Annotated in this window: 12 protein-coding genes; 9 read left to right on the forward strand and 3 right to left on the reverse strand. The window is 59.2% G+C overall.

Annotation, left to right across the window (positions count from 1 at the left end):
- The first annotated feature begins 151 nt into the window (after nt 1-151).
- The 3 genes from I6L40_RS10960 (at nt 152) to I6L40_RS10970 (ending at nt 4,775) form a co-directional block, all read left to right on the forward strand.
- The gene (locus I6L40_RS10960) at nt 152-2,047 is read left to right on the forward strand and encodes a DEAD/DEAH box helicase (RefSeq protein WP_041209390.1); all 1,896 of its coding nucleotides are present in this window, start codon (nt 152-154) and stop codon (nt 2,045-2,047) included.
- Nucleotides 2,048-2,374: 327 nt separating this feature from the next.
- On the forward strand, nt 2,375-2,857 hold the full coding sequence (locus I6L40_RS10965) for a molybdopterin-dependent oxidoreductase (RefSeq protein WP_071911433.1): 483 nt from the start codon (nt 2,375-2,377) through the stop codon (nt 2,855-2,857).
- Between the two features lies 1 nt (nt 2,858).
- The gene (locus I6L40_RS10970) at nt 2,859-4,775 is read left to right on the forward strand and encodes a bifunctional diguanylate cyclase/phosphodiesterase (protein ID WP_071911431.1); all 1,917 of its coding nucleotides are present in this window, start codon (nt 2,859-2,861) and stop codon (nt 4,773-4,775) included.
- 79 nt (nt 4,776-4,854) lie between these two features.
- On the opposite strand, the gene I6L40_RS10975 is transcribed toward I6L40_RS10970, so the two are convergent.
- From I6L40_RS10975 to I6L40_RS10985, 3 genes are all read right to left on the reverse strand, one after another.
- The gene (locus I6L40_RS10975) at nt 4,855-6,177 is read right to left on the reverse strand and encodes a Na+/H+ antiporter family protein (protein ID WP_071911429.1); all 1,323 of its coding nucleotides are present in this window, start codon (nt 6,175-6,177) and stop codon (nt 4,855-4,857) included.
- Nucleotides 6,178-6,459: 282 nt separating this feature from the next.
- On the reverse strand, nt 6,460-7,128 hold the full coding sequence (rnt, locus tag I6L40_RS10980) for a ribonuclease T (RefSeq protein ID WP_041209394.1): 669 nt from the start codon (nt 7,126-7,128) through the stop codon (nt 6,460-6,462).
- A gap of 97 nt (nt 7,129-7,225) precedes the next feature.
- Complete coding sequence (locus I6L40_RS10985; protein WP_071911428.1) at nt 7,226-7,948, reverse strand: phosphatase PAP2 family protein; 723 nt, start codon at nt 7,946-7,948, stop codon at nt 7,226-7,228.
- Nucleotides 7,949-8,169: 221 nt separating this feature from the next.
- On the opposite strand from I6L40_RS10985, the gene I6L40_RS10990 reads away from it, so the two are divergent.
- The 6 genes from I6L40_RS10990 to folC all read left to right on the forward strand — a co-directional run bounded on the left by I6L40_RS10990 (nt 8,170) and on the right by folC (nt 16,173).
- Nucleotides 8,170-9,291, forward strand: a complete 1,122-nt coding sequence (locus I6L40_RS10990) for a 4-phosphoerythronate dehydrogenase (RefSeq protein WP_071911426.1) — start codon at nt 8,170-8,172, stop codon at nt 9,289-9,291.
- 170 nt (nt 9,292-9,461) lie between these two features.
- The gene (locus tag I6L40_RS10995) at nt 9,462-10,478 is read left to right on the forward strand and encodes an aspartate-semialdehyde dehydrogenase (RefSeq protein ID WP_071911425.1); all 1,017 of its coding nucleotides are present in this window, start codon (nt 9,462-9,464) and stop codon (nt 10,476-10,478) included.
- A 269-nt stretch (nt 10,479-10,747) separates the two neighbouring features.
- A complete protein-coding gene (locus tag I6L40_RS11000) occupies nt 10,748-12,958 on the forward strand; it encodes a FimV/HubP family polar landmark protein (RefSeq protein WP_216994250.1) in 2,211 nt (736 codons plus the stop codon).
- 160 nt (nt 12,959-13,118) lie between these two features.
- A complete protein-coding gene (gene truA / locus I6L40_RS11005) occupies nt 13,119-13,928 on the forward strand; it encodes a tRNA pseudouridine(38-40) synthase TruA (protein WP_033115966.1) in 810 nt (269 codons plus the stop codon).
- Nucleotides 13,929-14,047: 119 nt separating this feature from the next.
- A complete protein-coding gene (gene accD / locus I6L40_RS11010) occupies nt 14,048-14,911 on the forward strand; it encodes an acetyl-CoA carboxylase, carboxyltransferase subunit beta (RefSeq protein WP_041209398.1) in 864 nt (287 codons plus the stop codon).
- Between the two features lie 2 nt (nt 14,912-14,913).
- Nucleotides 14,914-16,173, forward strand: a complete 1,260-nt coding sequence (gene folC / locus I6L40_RS11015; RefSeq protein ID WP_216994251.1) for a bifunctional tetrahydrofolate synthase/dihydrofolate synthase — start codon at nt 14,914-14,916, stop codon at nt 16,171-16,173.
- The last annotated feature ends 28 nt before the right edge of the window (nt 16,174-16,201 follow it).

Consider the following 16,201-nt stretch of genomic DNA (forward strand, 5'->3'; position numbering starts at 1 on the left):
AAGCAAGCTTAACTCGCAAGATCCCTCTATAATTGCCAACGTCTTGAGAGGCTTATCACATTTTTCAAGACAGCAGAACAAAGTGGCGCTATAATCGCCGCCTTTTTGCTATTCCGCGGTGTTAGCCGCCTGCCTTAATCTGGAAGAATCTATGTCTGATACCGAACAACTGCCCCTTTTTAGTGAGCTTGGACTGGCCGCGCCTGTATTGAAAGCGCTGCAGGACGTGGGCTATGAGCGCCCGTCCCCCATCCAGGCCGCAGCAATTCCCCACCTGATGGCGGGCCACGATCTGCTGGGGCAGGCGCAAACCGGTACAGGGAAGACCGCTGCTTTTGCCTTGCCTCTGTTGTCTCGTCTGGAAGCTGGTAACCGCAACACCCAGATCCTGGTGCTGGCGCCGACTCGCGAACTGGCTCTGCAGGTGGCTGAAGCGTGCCAACGCTATGCCCACCACATGCCTGATTTCCACGTGCTGCCCATCTACGGTGGCGCCTCCTACGAAACCCAGACCCGCGCTCTGCGTCGCGGTGCTCAGGTTGTCGTCGGTACTCCGGGCCGCGTGATGGATCTGATCCGTCGCAAGAACCTGGATCTCTCCGGTCTGAAAGCTCTGGTGCTGGACGAAGCGGACGAAATGCTGCGCATGGGCTTCATCGACGACGTGGACTGGATCATGGATCAGTGCCCGGCCGGTCGTCAGGTTGCGCTCTTCTCCGCCACCATGCCGGAGCAGATCCGTCGTGTGGCCCAGAAGCACCTGAAGCAGCCCAAAGAGATCAAGATCGCCTCCAAGACTGCTACCGCCACCACCATCCGCCAGCGTTACTGGCAGGTGACCGGTCTGCACAAGCTGGACGCCATGACCCGTCTGCTGGAAGTCGAGCCTTACGAAGCTCTGCTGGTGTTTGTGCGTACCAAGAACGCCGCTGAAGAGCTGGCTGGCAAGCTGGCCGCTCGTGGCCACGCCTGTGAAGCGCTGCACGGCGACATCCCGCAGAAGCTGCGTGAGCGTACCGTTGACAAGCTGCGTCAGGGCCAGCTGGACATCCTGATCGCCACCGATGTGGTTGCCCGTGGTCTGGACGTTGAGCGCATCACTCACGTAGTGAACTACGACATTCCGTACGACACCGAATCCTACGTTCACCGTATCGGCCGTACTGGTCGTGCCGGTCGCAAGGGCGAGGCCATCCTGTTCGTGGCTCCGCGCGAGCGCCGCATGCTGCGCGCCATCGAGCACGCAACCCGTCAGGCCATCGAGCCGATGAAGATGCCGAGCACCGAGGACATCAACCAGCACCGTCTGGCCAAGTTCAAAGAGCGTATCCGCGAAACCATGATGGGCGAAGAGCTCGAGATCTACCACAACCTGGTAAACGAGCTGATCGAAGAAGATTCTGCCGATCCGCTGGAGCTGGCTGCCGCACTGGCCAAGCTGGTACAGGGCGACCAACCGCTGCTGCTGGATGACTCCATCCCGGATCCGCTGTTCAACAACAGCAACGATCGCGGTGGCTTCGAGCGTCGTGACTTCAATGACCGTGGCGGTCGTGACTTCGGTGACCGTGGCGATCGTCCGGCCCGTCGTATGCCTTCCCTGGAGCCGCGTCCGCTCAAAGACAACCCGGATGTGGAGATGGAGCGCTACCGCGTAGACGTGGGTGCCCATCACGGCGTCAAGCCGGGCCAGATCGTGGGCGCCATCGCCAACGAAGCGAACATCGAGAGCCGCTTCATCGGCAACATCGACATCGCTGACGACTTCTCCACCGTCGATCTGCCCAAGGGCATGAGCGCCGATGTGCTGGAAGTGATCAAGAAAGCCCGTGTTTGCCAGCGTCCGCTGCAGATCACTCGCTACACCGAAGTGCCGGCCGGTGGCAACACCAGCAGCCGTCCGCCGCGCGGTGATCGTCCGTTCCGTGGCGACCGTCCTTTCAACAAGGATCGCCGTCCGCAGGGTGACCGTCCCTTCAACAAGGATCGCCGTGAAGGCGGTTTCGACAAGGGTCGCAAGTTCGGTGGCAAGCGCCGCGATAGCTAATCCCTGATTGGTAATGCCAGAAGGCCGCTCATTGAGCGGCCTTTTTTATGTTTTCCTGATGGTGCTTCGCCATAGCGAATCGAGGGTGCACAACTCACTTCGGTGATAGAAACGAGAGCCAAAAGGGCATTATTTTTTTGTTAAACGGTTGTGAGTGATAGGGGAGTGGTGTCATCCTGTCTCAGGACATTGAGGTCGTAGTCAATAAGGTGTGCCTCTGCTTGTGTTGTGTGGCTGCGACTTTAGTCGGTATCCCCTCTCTTTCGTTTGCATATGGCAGAAGAGAGTACGATTAATAAACTGAACACAATGACATGGAGGTTCATCATGACCGGATGGTTTGGCAGAGTGCTGTTGTTGTCTGGGTGTCTCGTATCAAGCGTGGTGCTGGCAGACGATGCGTTTCTGACGATTAAGGGTGATGGGTGTTGCAATGGCAAGGGGCAGATTAGTCTGACCCGGGCCGAGTTTGAGGCACTGCCGCAAAGCGAAGTGACCACCAAAACGCCCTGGACCGAAGGCAGTCACACTTACCGCGGGGTGCTGCTGCGGGAGCTGGTGAAGAAATACGGCCTAAAGAGCAGCGAAGTGAAGGCGATAGCCGTCAATGATTACTGGGCTGCCGTGCCTGTCGAGGATGGTGGCAAGTATCCTGTGCTGGTTGCCGAGAAGCAGGATGGCAAGCCGCTGACCCTGCGCAACAAAGGACCTCTCTGGATTATCTACCCGCTCTCTGATTACCCCGACCTGAACAAGGAGCTCTATCACAGCCGCATGGTGTGGCAGCTGATTGGGCTAGAGAGCAAGTAACATGCTGCGCGGCAAGTTTGTCAGCCTGATCCTGATGGTGACTGCCTTTTTGGGGGTCGCCATCTGGTCGGTCTGGAACTATGACCGCGCATTCAATGCAGTGACTCGCTATACCCAGTTGTCAGCCTGGGCGTTGGCACAGTTGGAGTTGGAAGTTCACGGTTTTGGCGAATCACTCCAGCTTTATCGCGCCAGCTCGGTGAGTCAGGAGGAGATGAACAAGCGGTTTGACATCGCCTGGAACCGACTTGATGTTTTCCTGCATGGTGAAGAGGCAAAGCCGGTCAGGTCTCGCTTTGGTGCTGCCCAAGCCGCGGGGCAGCTGATGTCGCTGTTTGAAGAGTACGAACAGGATGTGGTGAGCGGAACGCGCGATTCGACCCGGTTAGCTCGTTTCTCGATAGAACTCGATCGCGATCTGGCGGCTATTCGTGATGTCATGGTGAAGAACTTTACCGGCCCCTCTGCCATTGCTCAGCGCGAACTGCTCAATGAGTCGCGTACCCAGAATTTTGCCATTCTCGCCTTTCTGATGTCGGCAACTATGGTGATGCTGGTGATGCTGTTTCGCGAAGTGCGTCACCAGCAGTTTCTTGCGTGGAACGATCCCCTGACCCGTCTCCCCAATCGGGCGGCGCTTATCAAGCACCTGAAGTTGCGGGCAGCCTATCGTGGCGGCGGCAGCAGTATCACTGTCTGCCTGGTGGATCTGGGCCACTTTCGTGAAGTGAACGACAGCCTGGGATATGAGATAGGGGATGGGCTGCTGAAACAGCTAGCCGAACGGATTCATAGCGTGGCGGCACCAGGTATTTTTGTGGCCCGCACCGGCAGCGACGAGTTTGCCATCATTATCTCCGGCGCCATGCCGACCTATCTGCGTTTCCCCTTTCTGGAGCAGTTGCGCACCGAGTTGGCCGATCTGGCCTTTGCGGCAGATCCGGCGCACCGGGTCAGGGTCTTTATGGGGGTGAGCCAATACGCTCGTCCGGTACATACTCCGGAAGAGATGCTGCTGTTTGCCGATATCGCCCTCGATAGTGCCAAGCGCCAGCGGCTTCATCGTTCAGTGGTCTTCTCCCGAGCCATGCATCAACACTACCTGCGCAACCGCCGCCTCTCGACCGAGTTGCGTGAATTGATCCAGAGCCCCGAGTGCCAGCAGCTCTGCCTCTACTATCAGCCGATAGTGCGTGGTCAGAGTGCTGTCCGGCTGGGGGCCGAGGTGCTGATCCGCTGGAATCATCCGGAATATGGCTTTATTCCGCCGCTCGATATCATCGCGCTGGCAGAGGAAAACGGTCTGGGAGAGGCGCTGGGGCTCTGGATTTTCCACCGTTTGCAGCGTGATCTTTCCATCTTCCCGCAAGATCTGGTGGAGTTGCTGGAGATCTCGGTCAACCTCTCCAGCTCCATGTTCAATATGGGGCTGGCCGCCAATGTAGAGGAGAGGATGAGTGTCGGTCCGCTCGGGTTACAGCAGTTGATCGTGGAACTGACCGAGACCATAGCGCTGGATGATATCGAGCTGAGCAAGCAGATCATCGCCTCATTGCGCCACATCGGGGTGCGGGTGGCGCTCGATGATTTTGGAACCGGCTGGTCCTCATTCTCATATCTGCGTGAGCTCTATTTCGACAAGCTGAAGATTGACCGCTCCTTTATCACCGCCATCGACAACGATACCCGGCAAGCACTCTTTGTTGAGGCTATCACCTCGCTCTCTCATCAGCTGGGGGTGCGCGTCGTGGCCGAAGGGGTGGAAAACAACGACGAACTCAAGGCGGTGCTGAGCATAGGGGTAGACGAGATCCAAGGGTACTTCTACTCAAGGCCGTTGACCTTGCAGGACTTTCTCCAGTTCTGCCACCGCTACTTTGTAAATCGCGCCATCATGCAGGAAGTGGCGCTCGGGTAGAGCAGCAAACAGCTTGCCATCAGCAACAAAAAGGCGGCCAACAGGCCGCCTTTGCTATCTAGACAGTGCCATTTTCAGATCAGAGCACCATGGCGGCAATCCAGCCGAAGATAACCAGCGGGATATTGTAGTGGATGAAGGTGGGCACCACGCTGTCCCAGATATGGTCGTGCTGACCATCAGCGTTAAGGCCCGATGTGGGGCCGAGGGTTGAGTCCGAAGCAGGCGAGCCTGCATCCCCCAGCGCACCGGCGGTACCGACCAGCGCGATGATTGCCATGGGAGAGAAACCCAGCTGCAGGCAGAGCGGCACATAGATGGTGGCGATAATGGGCACGGTGGAGAAGGAGGAACCGATCCCCATGGTGATGAGCAGACCCACCAGCAGCATCAGGAAGGCGGCAATGCCTTTGTGCTGACCGATGGAGCTGGAAACGACCTGAACCAGACTTTCGACGCCGTGAGTCGCCTTCATGACGGCGGCAAAGCCGGCGGCGGAGATCATGATGAAGCCGATCAGCGACATCATGCGTACCCCCTGGGTGAAAGCATCCTGGCTCTCGCGAAACTTGATGACGCCACCGCAGGTGAAGATGACGAAACCGGCCAGCGCACCCAGCACTATGCTGTTGGTCGTCAGCTGGAGACCAAGTGCGACACCGATAGCCAGCAGGGCAACCCAGATATGGTTGAGATTGAGCTCAACGGTTTCCGGCTCGGCTTCCAGGATCTTGGCCAGGTCATACTGGCGGGGTTTGCGGTAACTGAAGAACACTGCAATCAACAGGCCCAGTACCATGCCACAGCCCGGGATGGCCATGGCCAGCGGGATCTGGCTGGAGGTGATCGGCACACCGTTATCGATGAGGTTTTTGGCCAGAATATTGTTCAGGAAGATGCCGCCAAAGCCGATCGGCAGCACCATATAGGTGGCTGTCAGGCCGAAGGTGATGACACAGGCCACCTGACGACGGTCGATCTGCATCTGCGCCATCACGTGGAGGAGAGGTGGGATCAGGATCGGAATAAAGGCGATATGCACCGGGATGATGTTTTGCGAGGAGATGGATACTGCCAGAACGGATGAGAGCAGCAGGGTCTTGACCCACAAAATACGGCTGCTGCTGGCATCCTTGCCCAGCTGGCTGATCACCTTGCTGGCCAGCAGGTCGGTGATCCCGGAGCGGGAGATGGCGACCGCAAAGGCCCCGAGCATGGCGTAGGAGAGCGCGATCTCGGCGCCGCCACCCAGACCGCCGCTGAAGGTAGTCAGGGTATCGGTCAGGGAGAGCCCGCCGACCAGACCGCCGGCAATGGCGCCCAGCGCAAGTGAGACCACCACATTGATCCGCAGCAGACTGAGTACCAGCATCAGCCCGACTGCGATAACAACTGGATTCATTTGATTTCCTTATGTTTGTTATTGCTGTCTGTCATGTGAAGGGGAGTTAGTTTGCGAAAAATGTGACAAATGTCGAGAAAAAAATCGGTCAAAACTGGCTTCTGACCAAGGTCATCTGCAACAAAGTTGATCGGGGATGGTATTTGCCCTTCGTGCATTATGACCCCCATCTTGCAATCGTGCGGGAATCGCCTGGGGGAGAAAGCAGGCGGGGAAGGGGTAATAGAGGAAAAGAGAGTCAAAGCACCATAAAGAAAGGCTGCCTGCGGCAGCCTTTGCAACTTATTCCAGATCCTCATCTCCGGAGGCTGAGTCGCTATCCGGCCCGACTGGCGGCCAGCCGCCCATGCTCTTCCAACGGTTGACGATATGGCAGAAGAGGTCGGTGGTCCGCTCGGTATCATAGAGAGCAGAGTGAGCCTCTTTGTTGTCAAACGGAATGCGGGCGCTCTGGCACGCCTTGGCCAGCACGGTCTGGCCGAGCGCCAGCCCGGAGAGGGCGGCGGTATCGAAGGTGGCGAACGGATGGAACGGATTGCGCTTGAGGCCAGCCCGCTCGGCTGCCGCCATCACGAAGCCGTGATCGAAGGTGGCGTTGTGGGCCACGATAATGGCGCGGCTGCAGTCGCTCTCCTTCATCCCCTTGCGGATCCCCTTGAAGATCTCGGTCAGCGCCTCTTTTTCAGAGACAGCTCCGCGCAGCGGGTTGAAGGGATCGATACCGGTGAACTCCAGAGCGGCACGCTCCAGATTGGCACCTTCGAAAGGCTCCACATGAAAATGGAAAATCTGATCGGGCAGGAGCCATCCTTGCTCATCCATTTTCAGGGTATAAGCCGCGATTTCGAGCAGGGCATCGGTTTTGGCGTTGAAGCCGGCTGTTTCAACATCGATGACGACGGGGTAAAAACCACGAAAACGGCCCTTGAGGGTATGAACTGCGTCGGTCATGGGATCTCGGTCAGCATAAAATGAGGCGGCATTATGGCAAAAAAGCGCAGGCTTGTCCCCATCCCGCAAGAGGGAGCCTTGCGGGACAAGCGATGGCTCAATATCTGTGCAGCCACCAGCGAGCGGCCAGCAGCGCCGTGATGCTGCCGAGAATGGCGCTGGCCAGCACATCGGTTGGCCAGTGCATGCCGATCACCATGCGTGACAGCCCTATTCCGAGAGCCCAGAGCGGCAGTAGCCAGACCCCTGCCGGTGCGCGAGCCAGCCAGATGAGGCCAAAGAACTGGGCAAGGCTCATGGCGGCGATGCTGTGGCCGGAGGGGAAGGCGTAGTTCACCTCCTTTTGCCAGTGATTGCCAAGCCACTGGGGCAGCGCCAGCAGCTGGCTGGCTGCGTGTACCTGTTCGCTGCGCACGTCGGTACTAGCTGCGTAGAAGATTTTTATGGCGGGGATCAGCGATTGGCTCTCCAGCCAGAGCAGATAAGGTCTGGGCTCCTCGGTCAGATGCTTGATGATGCTTTTGATGAGCCAGTCTCCGGCGAGCAGCACCAGCAGCGCGCCGGCCAGAGCAAGCAGGGATGAGCGATCGAGCTGCAGTTTCTGCCTGGTCAGCAGCAACAGCAGCGCGGCGCTGATCCCAATTCCGGGAATATCGACCATGCGGGTGAGGGCATAAGGCCACCAGAGCCAGCCCGATTGCAGCGAGCCGGTCAGAAAGGGTTGCCAGGGGAGGATGGCAAGCAGCAGCAGGGGCAGGATCAAGAGGGTGGTGAACGCGAGCACCTGACTGCGGGAGAGGGAAGGGCTATGGGGCGGCATGATCTCTATCGGCAAGGGTCTGGAAAAAGAGCGCCATTGTGCCACTGCATGGTTTGACGACAAAGCAGACCTGCCCTTCTGTTTACCTCTGCTTACACATTTGGCTGTTCGTTCATCAATTACCCTTGGTCTGCGGTAACCAAGTGCATGTCAGGCTGAAATATTGGCGGGCTTTGGGCTAGAATGGCGCGTCCATGGCGGTTGCCTGCAAAGAGAGCCCGATGAAAATAGTCGTAGATGAGAATATGCCCCACGCCGTGGAGCTGTTTGCCGAGTTTGGTGAAGTGGTTGCCCTGCCCGGGCGTCAGATGCAGGCCAACGATCTGCAGGACGCCGATGTGCTGCTAGTGCGTTCAGTGACCAGGGTGAATGCCGACCTGCTGGCAACCAGCCCCAAACTGGCTTTTGTCGGTACCGCGACCATCGGCACCGATCATGTCGACAAGACTTTGCTGGCTAGCCGCAATATCCCCTTTTATAGCGCCCCCGGCTGCAACAAATATTCGGTGGGGGACTATGTGCTTTCCGCCCTGCTGGTGCTTGCCGAGCGCTACGAGCTTGAGCTCGCAACCATGACGCTGGCGGTGATTGGGGCAGGCAACACCGGCGAGTGCGTGGCCGGCAAGGCCCAAGCGCTCGGCATGCGGGTGCTGCGTTGTGATCCTCCCAAGGCGCGCAATGCCCCTGATGCGGATTTCGTCGACTATCAGACTGCTCTTGGCGCCGATATCGTCAGCTTCCATGTGCCCATTACCCGTGACGGGCCGGATGCGACCTACCATCTGCTGGATGCCGAGCATATTGCTGCGCGCCCCGCCGGGCAGATCCTTATCAACGCATCCCGTGGCGAGGTGTGGGATAACCGGGCCCTGTTGGCGCGTCAGTTGAGCGACAAGCCATTGCGACTGGTGATGGATGTCTGGGAGAACGAGCCGGAGCCATTGGCAGAGCTGGTGCCCCATACCGAAATTGCCACCCCTCACATTGCCGGCTACAGCCTGGAGGGGAAGGCGCGTGGTACCTGGATGCTCTATGAGGCGCTCTGCCGCCAGTTGGGGCGCGAGCCCCGTCAGGATCTGCGTACACTGCTGCCGGCTGCCGATGTGCAGGCGGTGGTGCCCGGACGGGCGCCGGATCAGGCATTGATCAAGCAGCTGGTTCACCTTATCTACGATGTGCGCCGCGACGATGCCCGTTTTCGCGCCCGGCTGGGTATCCCGGGTAGCTTCGATGAGCAGCGCAAACATTATCCGGAGCGCCGCGAGCTATCCTCCCTGCAGATCCAGGGTGAGTTTGCCTGTGACATGCTCGGCGCTGCCGGATTTGATATTTCACACTCATAAGGTGGGTGGACTGTTACGTCCGCACTACTTATTGGCCCCGTTTTTACCAATCCGAGGCAGGTTTGCTCTGCCTCGGATTGGCCATATCAGGCGAGGATGCCCCGCATATCGGAGCCCCGCCGACCATGGCGCCTGCAGGCGCCATAGCCGTTTTATTAGAGGAGAACAGAATGAGCCAGCAGTTTAATGTCGCGGTATTGGGCGCAAGTGGCGCCGTGGGCCAGGCCATGATCGAGATCCTGGAAGAGCGCGAGTTTCCGGTCGCTACGCTCTATCCGCTGGCTTCCAGCCGCAGCGCCGGTGAAACCGTGCGCTTTGATGGCAAGAATCTCGAGATCCTCGATGTCGAGGAGTTTGACTGGAGCGAGGTGCAGATTGCCCTGTTCTCTGCCGGGGCCGAGGTCTCTGCCAAGTGGGCGCCGATTGCTGCCGAGCATGGCTGTATAGTCATCGACAACACCTCCTGCTTCCGTTACGACGAAGATATTCCGCTGGTGATCCCGGAAGTCAACCCGGATGCGCTGGCCGATTTTCGCAATCGCAACATCATCGCCAATCCCAACTGCTCCACTATCCAGATGCTGGTGGCCCTGAAGCCGCTGCACGACGAGGTGGGCATCGCCCGTATCAACGTCGCCACCTATCAGTCCGTCTCAGGCTCCGGCAAGGAGGGGGTGAGTGAACTGGCAGGCCAGACCGCCCAGCTGCTCAATGGTCGCCCGGTCGAGCCGACTCTCTACCCCCAGCAGATCGCGTTCAACCTGATCCCGCAGATCGACAGCTTCACCGACAACGGCTACACCCGGGAAGAGATGAAGATGGTGTGGGAGACTCAGAAGATCCTGGGCGATGCCAGCATTGCCGTGAACCCGACTTGCGTGCGGGTGCCGGTCTTCTACGGCCACTCCGAAGCAGTGCATGTCGAGCTGCACCAGCCGCTCGATGCCGAGCAGGTAAAGGATCTGCTGCGCGCGGCACCGGGCGTGACACTGTTTGAAGAGGAAGGGGACTATCCGACACCGGTGCGTGATGCAACCGGCAAGGATGAAGTGCTGGTTGGCCGCATTCGTCAGGATATTTCTCACCCCAATGGTGTAAATATGTGGATCGTGGCCGATAACGTTCGTAAGGGCGCTGCCACCAACAGCGTCCAGATTGCCGAACTGCTGGTTCGCGACTACCTGTAAGGCCGTATGGCCAAGAGGGAGCACCGCAGGACGGCGGCGCTCCCTCTGAGCAAATAGCGTGGTGTGTGACCGGCACCGCACTGCGGTGTTGCAAGATTCTTTTGCGATATCAACTGATTAAGTTTTTTTCTACACTCAGAGGCAAGTTGGGTGCTAAATGTGTCGGACTGCTGGCTTGCAAGGCGAGCCTGATTTATATTGAACCGACTGTTTTGGGGTAACTATCCAGATTTTTCAATGTGATAGGGCCGTCATACGAAGGAACGAATATGGGACATTCCCGCATAACATTGGCAACGCTACTCGCATTGGGTCTGCTGGGCACCGTTCAGGCTGCAGATTCCTCACGGGAGCCGTTTTTTGTCGAACTGAAAGGCCCTGACGAGCCCGCACCACCCGCTGTCAACAGCCAGCCGCTGGCCCAGCCCGTCGCGCAGCCGGTTCGGGCAACCGCCCAGCCCATCGTCCGTCAGGTGGCAACAGCCAATCCCGCCAGCTATGGCCCGATTCGTCCTACCGATACCCTCTGGAGTCTGGCAAGCAAGTATCGTCCCTCCAGCCGCGTCAGCGTCTATCAGACCATGGTCGCGATCTACGAGAAAAACCCCCGCAGTTTTGCCGATGGCAATATCAACCATATTCTGGTGGGCTCGCGCATTCTGCTGCCCACCGCCGCCGAGGCGAGTGTTATCACCGATGCCGAGGCTCGCGCCAAGTTCCGCAGCGACAACGCCAGCTGGAAAGGGCTGAGCCCCAAATATCTGGCCAACAAACAGGCTCATACGGCTAAACCGGTCGCAGCAAAAGCCGCGCCAGCCAAGCCTGAAGTGGCCAAGGCAGAGCCTGCAAAGGCGGCGCCAGCTCCGCTGCCAGCCGCTAAAGCGGCGCCTATTCCTGCACCTGTGACCGAGCCGAAACCGGCTGCCGAGACCAAGGTGGCTGACGCCAAGGAAGTAGCCAAGGTCAACGAGGCACCGGCGAAAGAGGCCGTTGCCCCGGCACCGAGTGCGGCAAGCGGTACCGCGCCTGCTCCGCTGCCTTCCGATCTGGACAAACCGGTTGGCAAACCTGCTACCGAGATGACCCTGGCGCTGGAAGATGCCAATGCCCAGCTCGCCCAGGTGACCGAGATGAACCACAGGCTCAAGCTGCGTCTGCAATCCCTGACCGAAGAGGTGGAGACCCTCAAGGCTCAATTGCAGGATCAGACTGCGCTGGAGAAAGAGATTGCCGAGCTCAAGGCCAAGCCGGTGCCGCCCGTGGTGGCAGAGCCCGAGCACAAGCAGAACTGGCTGATGGACTTGCTCTCCTCACCGCTCAATCTGGCGATGATCATTTTGCTGCCGGTGTTGCTGGTGCTGGCGCTGGTGACCCTCTGGCTGCGCGCCCGGGCCCGTCGTGAGCTGGAAGAGCAGGAGAAGAGTCTCTCTGAATCCACCGCAATGATGATGGATCAGGATCACAGCGAGTTTGATGATCTGCTCAGCGTCGATATCACCGACAACGAGCCGGAGCGTCCGCTGCCTGACCTCAACACCCCGGATGGCTTCATGCCGGTTGAGCCGGCGCCGAAGCCGGATGTTGAACTTGTGTTCAGCGACGAAGGCGAGATGGATCTGCAGGGCTTCGAACCCGAGCGGATGCCTGCTGCTACCAGCCGTGACCCCGATCTGGTGCCGGATCTTGATCTTGCCCATGACGAGCCGATAGCGCTTGCCAGTGAGCCAGCTATGGATCTGGCCAACGAGTTCAATCCCAAGCCCAAAGGCGCCAACGAGATCATGAGCGAAGAGGAGCTGCAGGCTGCGCTCTTCGCCGAGCTGGACGCTGATCTTTCTGCCGACATCGAGCCAGAATTGAGTGCGCCGGCTCACGCCGAGCCCGCCGACGATGATCTTGCCAGTTTCGACCTCAGCGATTTCGAAGGTGCCTTTGAGGAGCCGGCTGTCGAGATTGAGGATGAGCATGCCATCGACCTGAGTCTGGATGGGGATGCCAGTGCCGACGAGATGCTGGCCGAGTTGGGTCTGGAGCCAGAACCCGTCAAGGCCAGGAAAGAGGCTGAAGCAGATCTGGAGTGGGATCCCAACGAAATGGCGCTCTCCGATTTCGAAGATGCCTTTACCGAGGTTGAGTCGCACCCTGCAGATCTGCAACCCCGCGAGCAGGCACAGGAGAGCGGTTACGTCGAGATCGACAAGCTGCTGGCCGAAGCGGATGCCACCACATCGGAGCCGGAACCCTATCAGGGCTTCTCGCTGGATGTGGGGCTGGACGGTTTCCCCGAAGTGCTGCCGGAGTCTACCGGATTTGATGTGGATGCCGATGATGGCGGCGTCGGTGCCAAGCTGGATCTGGCACGTGCCTACCTTGAAATCGATGACAAGGACAGCGCCCGCGAGCTGCTGCAAGAGGCGGCAGAGCAGGGGAGTGACCATCAGCGCGCCGAAGCGGAAAAACTGCTCAAGCGACTCGGATAATCCCATCATCCCGATGAACTTGAACGACAAGGGCAGCCAGCGGCTGCCCTTTTTACTTGTTGCCGTGGCCGGAGCTTGCGCGGATTTTGGGATTTTTGCCGCGAGATGCGTATAATCCGCCCCGTTTCTTTCACTGCTTTACCAAAAGACACCCTTATCCATGCGAATTGCCCTAGGTATTGAATATGACGGCAGCCGGTATTTCGGCTGGCAGCGTCAGCGAGAAGTGATCAGTGTGCAGGAGGAGCTGGAGAAAGCCCTCAGCCGGATCGCCAATCATCCGGTCTCCATCCAGTGCGCAGGACGCACCGATGCCGGTGTCCATGCCACCGGTCAGGTGATCCACTTCGATACCGATGCCAAGCGTGCCGAAGGGGCCTGGACTCTGGGTCTCAACTCCAACCTGCCGCCCGACATCGCCGTGCGCTGGGTCAAGGAGGTGGACGAGGAGTTCCACGCCCGTTTCAGCGCTACCGCCCGTCGCTACCGCTATGTCATCTACAACCACAACTACCGGCCAGCCATTCTCGGCAGCGGCGTCAGCCATTATCACGAAGCGATTGATGCAGAGCTGATGCATCAGGCCGGGCAATGCCTGCTGGGTGAGCAGGATTTCAGCTCGTTCCGGGCCGTCGGTTGCCAGTCCAAGACGCCGTGGCGCAATGTGACGCACCTTTGTGTCAGCCGTCAGGGCCCCTATATCGTGCTCGATATCCGTGCCAATGCCTTTTTGCACCATATGGTGCGCAACATCACCGGTTCGCTGTTGCTGGTGGGGCAGGGGCTCAAACCGGTGGAGTGGGTAGCCGAGGTGCTGGCTGCCCGGGATCGCAATCTGGCCGGGCCAACGGCCAAAGCGGGTGGCCTCTATCTGGTTGATGTGGATTACCCGGCTGAACTGGCTCTGCCCCGGGTACCGCTTGGCCCGTTGTGGCTGCCGGACTCGGCACCGGGTACGACCAGTTTTTAGTAACTGCGCCCGAAAAATTGTGGTTTAATGACCCGTCATTTGTTGCCATCGAGCTATTAAGTCATTGAACAGACAAGGCTCGATGCGTTTTGTCAGGCACAAAAGCATTAAGGAATTCCATGAGCTGGCTTGAGAAGATTCTTCCCAAGAGCAAGATCACTGCCCCTCGTCGTCACAACATTCCGGAAGGGGTGTGGACCAAGTGCAGTGCTTGTGAACAGGTGCTCTACCGGGCAGAGTTGGAGCGCAATCTCGAAGTGTGCCCCAAGTGTGATCATCATATGCGCATCAGCGCTCGCGCCCGTCTCGAGAGTTTTCTCGACGAGCAGGGCCGCACCGAAGTCGGTGCCGAGCTGGAGCCTCATGATGTCTTGAAATTCAAGGATTCCAAGCGCTACAAGGATCGTTTGTCTGCCGCTCAGAAAGAGACAGGGGAGAAAGATGCGCTGGTGGTGATGAAAGGGACCCTCAAAGGGGTACCGGTTGTCGCCTGTTCGTTCGAGTTCTCCTTTATCGGTGGCTCCATGTCCTCCGTGGTCGGTGCCCGCTTCGTGCGCGCCGTTGAGGAGAGCATCAAGGAAGGTCGTGGTCTGGTCTGCTTCTCCGCTTCCGGCGGTGCCCGCATGCAGGAGGCGCTGTTCTCCCTGATGCAGATGGCCAAGACCAGTGCCGCGCTGGATCGTCTCTCCAAAGCCGGCCTGCCCTATATCTCCGTGCTGACCGACCCCACCATGGGTGGCGTCTCAGCCAGTCTGGCCATGCTGGGCGATATCAACGTGGGCGAGCCCAAGGCGCTGATCGGTTTTGCCGGCCCGCGCGTTATCGAGCAGACCGTTCGCGAGAAGCTGCCGGAAGGGTTCCAGCGCTCCGAGTTCCTGCTGGAGAAGGGCGCCATCGATCTCATCATCGACCGCCGCGAAATGCGTAACCGTCTGGCCAGCCTGCTCGCCAAACTGATGAATACTCACGTCATCGCAGAGTGAAGATGAGTTCAAACATGCATCAATCCCAAAGCCGGTCGCTTGTCGACTGGCTTTCTTATTTGGAGCAGATCCATCCGGTCTCTATCGACATGGGGCTGGAGCGGGTCGGCACGGTTGCCCGTCGCATGGGGCTCACCCGATTGCCGTTCAAGGTGATCACGGTGGCGGGTACCAATGGCAAGGGCTCCAGCTGCGCCATGGCGGCCAGTATTCTGATGGCCGCCGGCTACCAGGTTGGCGTCTACTCTTCGCCCCATCTGCTGCGCTTTACCGAGCGGGTGCGGGTCAACGGTCAGGAGCTGGCAGATAGCGATCACTGCGCCGCCTTTGCCGAAGTGGAAGCGGCGCGCGGCGAGATAGCGCTCACCTTCTTCGAGTTTGCGACCCTGGCCGGTTTGTGGCTCTTCTGCCGCGCCGCGCCCGATGTGCTGCTGCTGGAAGTGGGCCTGGGCGGTCGGCTCGATGCCACCAATGTGGTGGAGTCCGATGTGGCCATGATCACCTCCATTGCCCTCGATCACTGCGACTGGCTGGGTGATACCCGCGAGGCGGTGGCGGTGGAGAAAGCCGGGGTGTATCGCGCCGGCAAACCCGCCATCAGCGGCGAGCCCAATCCCCCGGCGACTATCGCCAGCGAGGCGGCGCGTATCGGCGCCAACCTGCGTCAGGTTGGTATCGATTTTCGTGGCGATGAGCACGAGAGCAGCTGGGATTACCACGGTCTTCACCAGTGGTGCGACCTGCCCAAACCGGCGCTGCCGCTGATGAATGCGGTCACCGTGCTGGCGGCGCTGGAATCCCTCGGCTTGCCGTTGCCAGAGTCTGCCATCCGCGACGGGCTTGCCAATGCCCGGTTGGCTGGCCGGATGCAGCAGCTGCAAAGTGCGCCGCTGGTCATCGTCGATGTGGCTCACAATCCCCATTCGGCCGCCTATCTGGCCGCCCAGCTGCACAAGATGCCCTGTGCGGGTGTGCGTCGCGCCGTGGTCGGCATGCTCAAGGACAAGGATATGGCGGGGTCGCTTGCCGAGCTCGACGGTCTGATCGGCGAGTGGTATCTGGCAAGCCTGACCGGCCCGCGTGCGGCAAGTGCGGCCCAGTTGGCACAGGCGCTTGGCTCCGGACAGGGGGCGGCGACGACCTTTGACAGCGTCGAGGCTGCCTATCAGGCTGCCTTGGCCGTATCGAGTCCTGACGATATGGTCATTGTGTTTGGTTCGTTTTACACTGTCGCCGATGTGCTGGCGGGGTTCGCCAGCTAGCCAGCCCCTCTTTGTCGGGGGCGTGCCA

It is taken from the genome of Aeromonas sp. FDAARGOS 1410 (genome assembly GCF_019048745.1).
Lineage (GTDB): Bacteria > Pseudomonadota > Gammaproteobacteria > Enterobacterales > Aeromonadaceae > Aeromonas > Aeromonas jandaei.

Excerpts from the sequence above, each read along its gene's own strand:
- I6L40_RS10960 (WP_041209390.1), top strand. The coding sequence starts at position 152 with ATGTCTGATACCGAACAACTGCCCCTTTTTAGTGAGCTTGGACTGGCC.
- I6L40_RS10995 (WP_071911425.1), top strand. The coding sequence starts at position 9,462 with ATGAGCCAGCAGTTTAATGTCGCGGTATTGGGCGCAAGTGGCGCCGTG.
- rnt (WP_041209394.1), bottom strand. The coding sequence starts at position 7,128 with ATGACCGACGCAGTTCATACCCTCAAGGGCCGTTTTCGTGGTTTTTAC.
- I6L40_RS10970 (WP_071911431.1), top strand. The coding sequence starts at position 2,859 with ATGCTGCGCGGCAAGTTTGTCAGCCTGATCCTGATGGTGACTGCCTTT.
- I6L40_RS10990 (WP_071911426.1), top strand. The coding sequence starts at position 8,170 with ATGAAAATAGTCGTAGATGAGAATATGCCCCACGCCGTGGAGCTGTTT.
- accD (WP_041209398.1), top strand. The coding sequence starts at position 14,048 with ATGAGCTGGCTTGAGAAGATTCTTCCCAAGAGCAAGATCACTGCCCCT.
- folC (WP_216994251.1), top strand. The coding sequence starts at position 14,914 with ATGAGTTCAAACATGCATCAATCCCAAAGCCGGTCGCTTGTCGACTGG.
- I6L40_RS10965 (WP_071911433.1), top strand. The coding sequence starts at position 2,375 with ATGACCGGATGGTTTGGCAGAGTGCTGTTGTTGTCTGGGTGTCTCGTA.
- truA (WP_033115966.1), top strand. The coding sequence starts at position 13,119 with ATGCGAATTGCCCTAGGTATTGAATATGACGGCAGCCGGTATTTCGGC.
- I6L40_RS10985 (WP_071911428.1), bottom strand. The coding sequence starts at position 7,948 with ATGCCGCCCCATAGCCCTTCCCTCTCCCGCAGTCAGGTGCTCGCGTTC.
- I6L40_RS10975 (WP_071911429.1), bottom strand. The coding sequence starts at position 6,177 with ATGAATCCAGTTGTTATCGCAGTCGGGCTGATGCTGGTACTCAGTCTG.
- I6L40_RS11000 (WP_216994250.1), top strand. The coding sequence starts at position 10,748 with ATGGGACATTCCCGCATAACATTGGCAACGCTACTCGCATTGGGTCTG.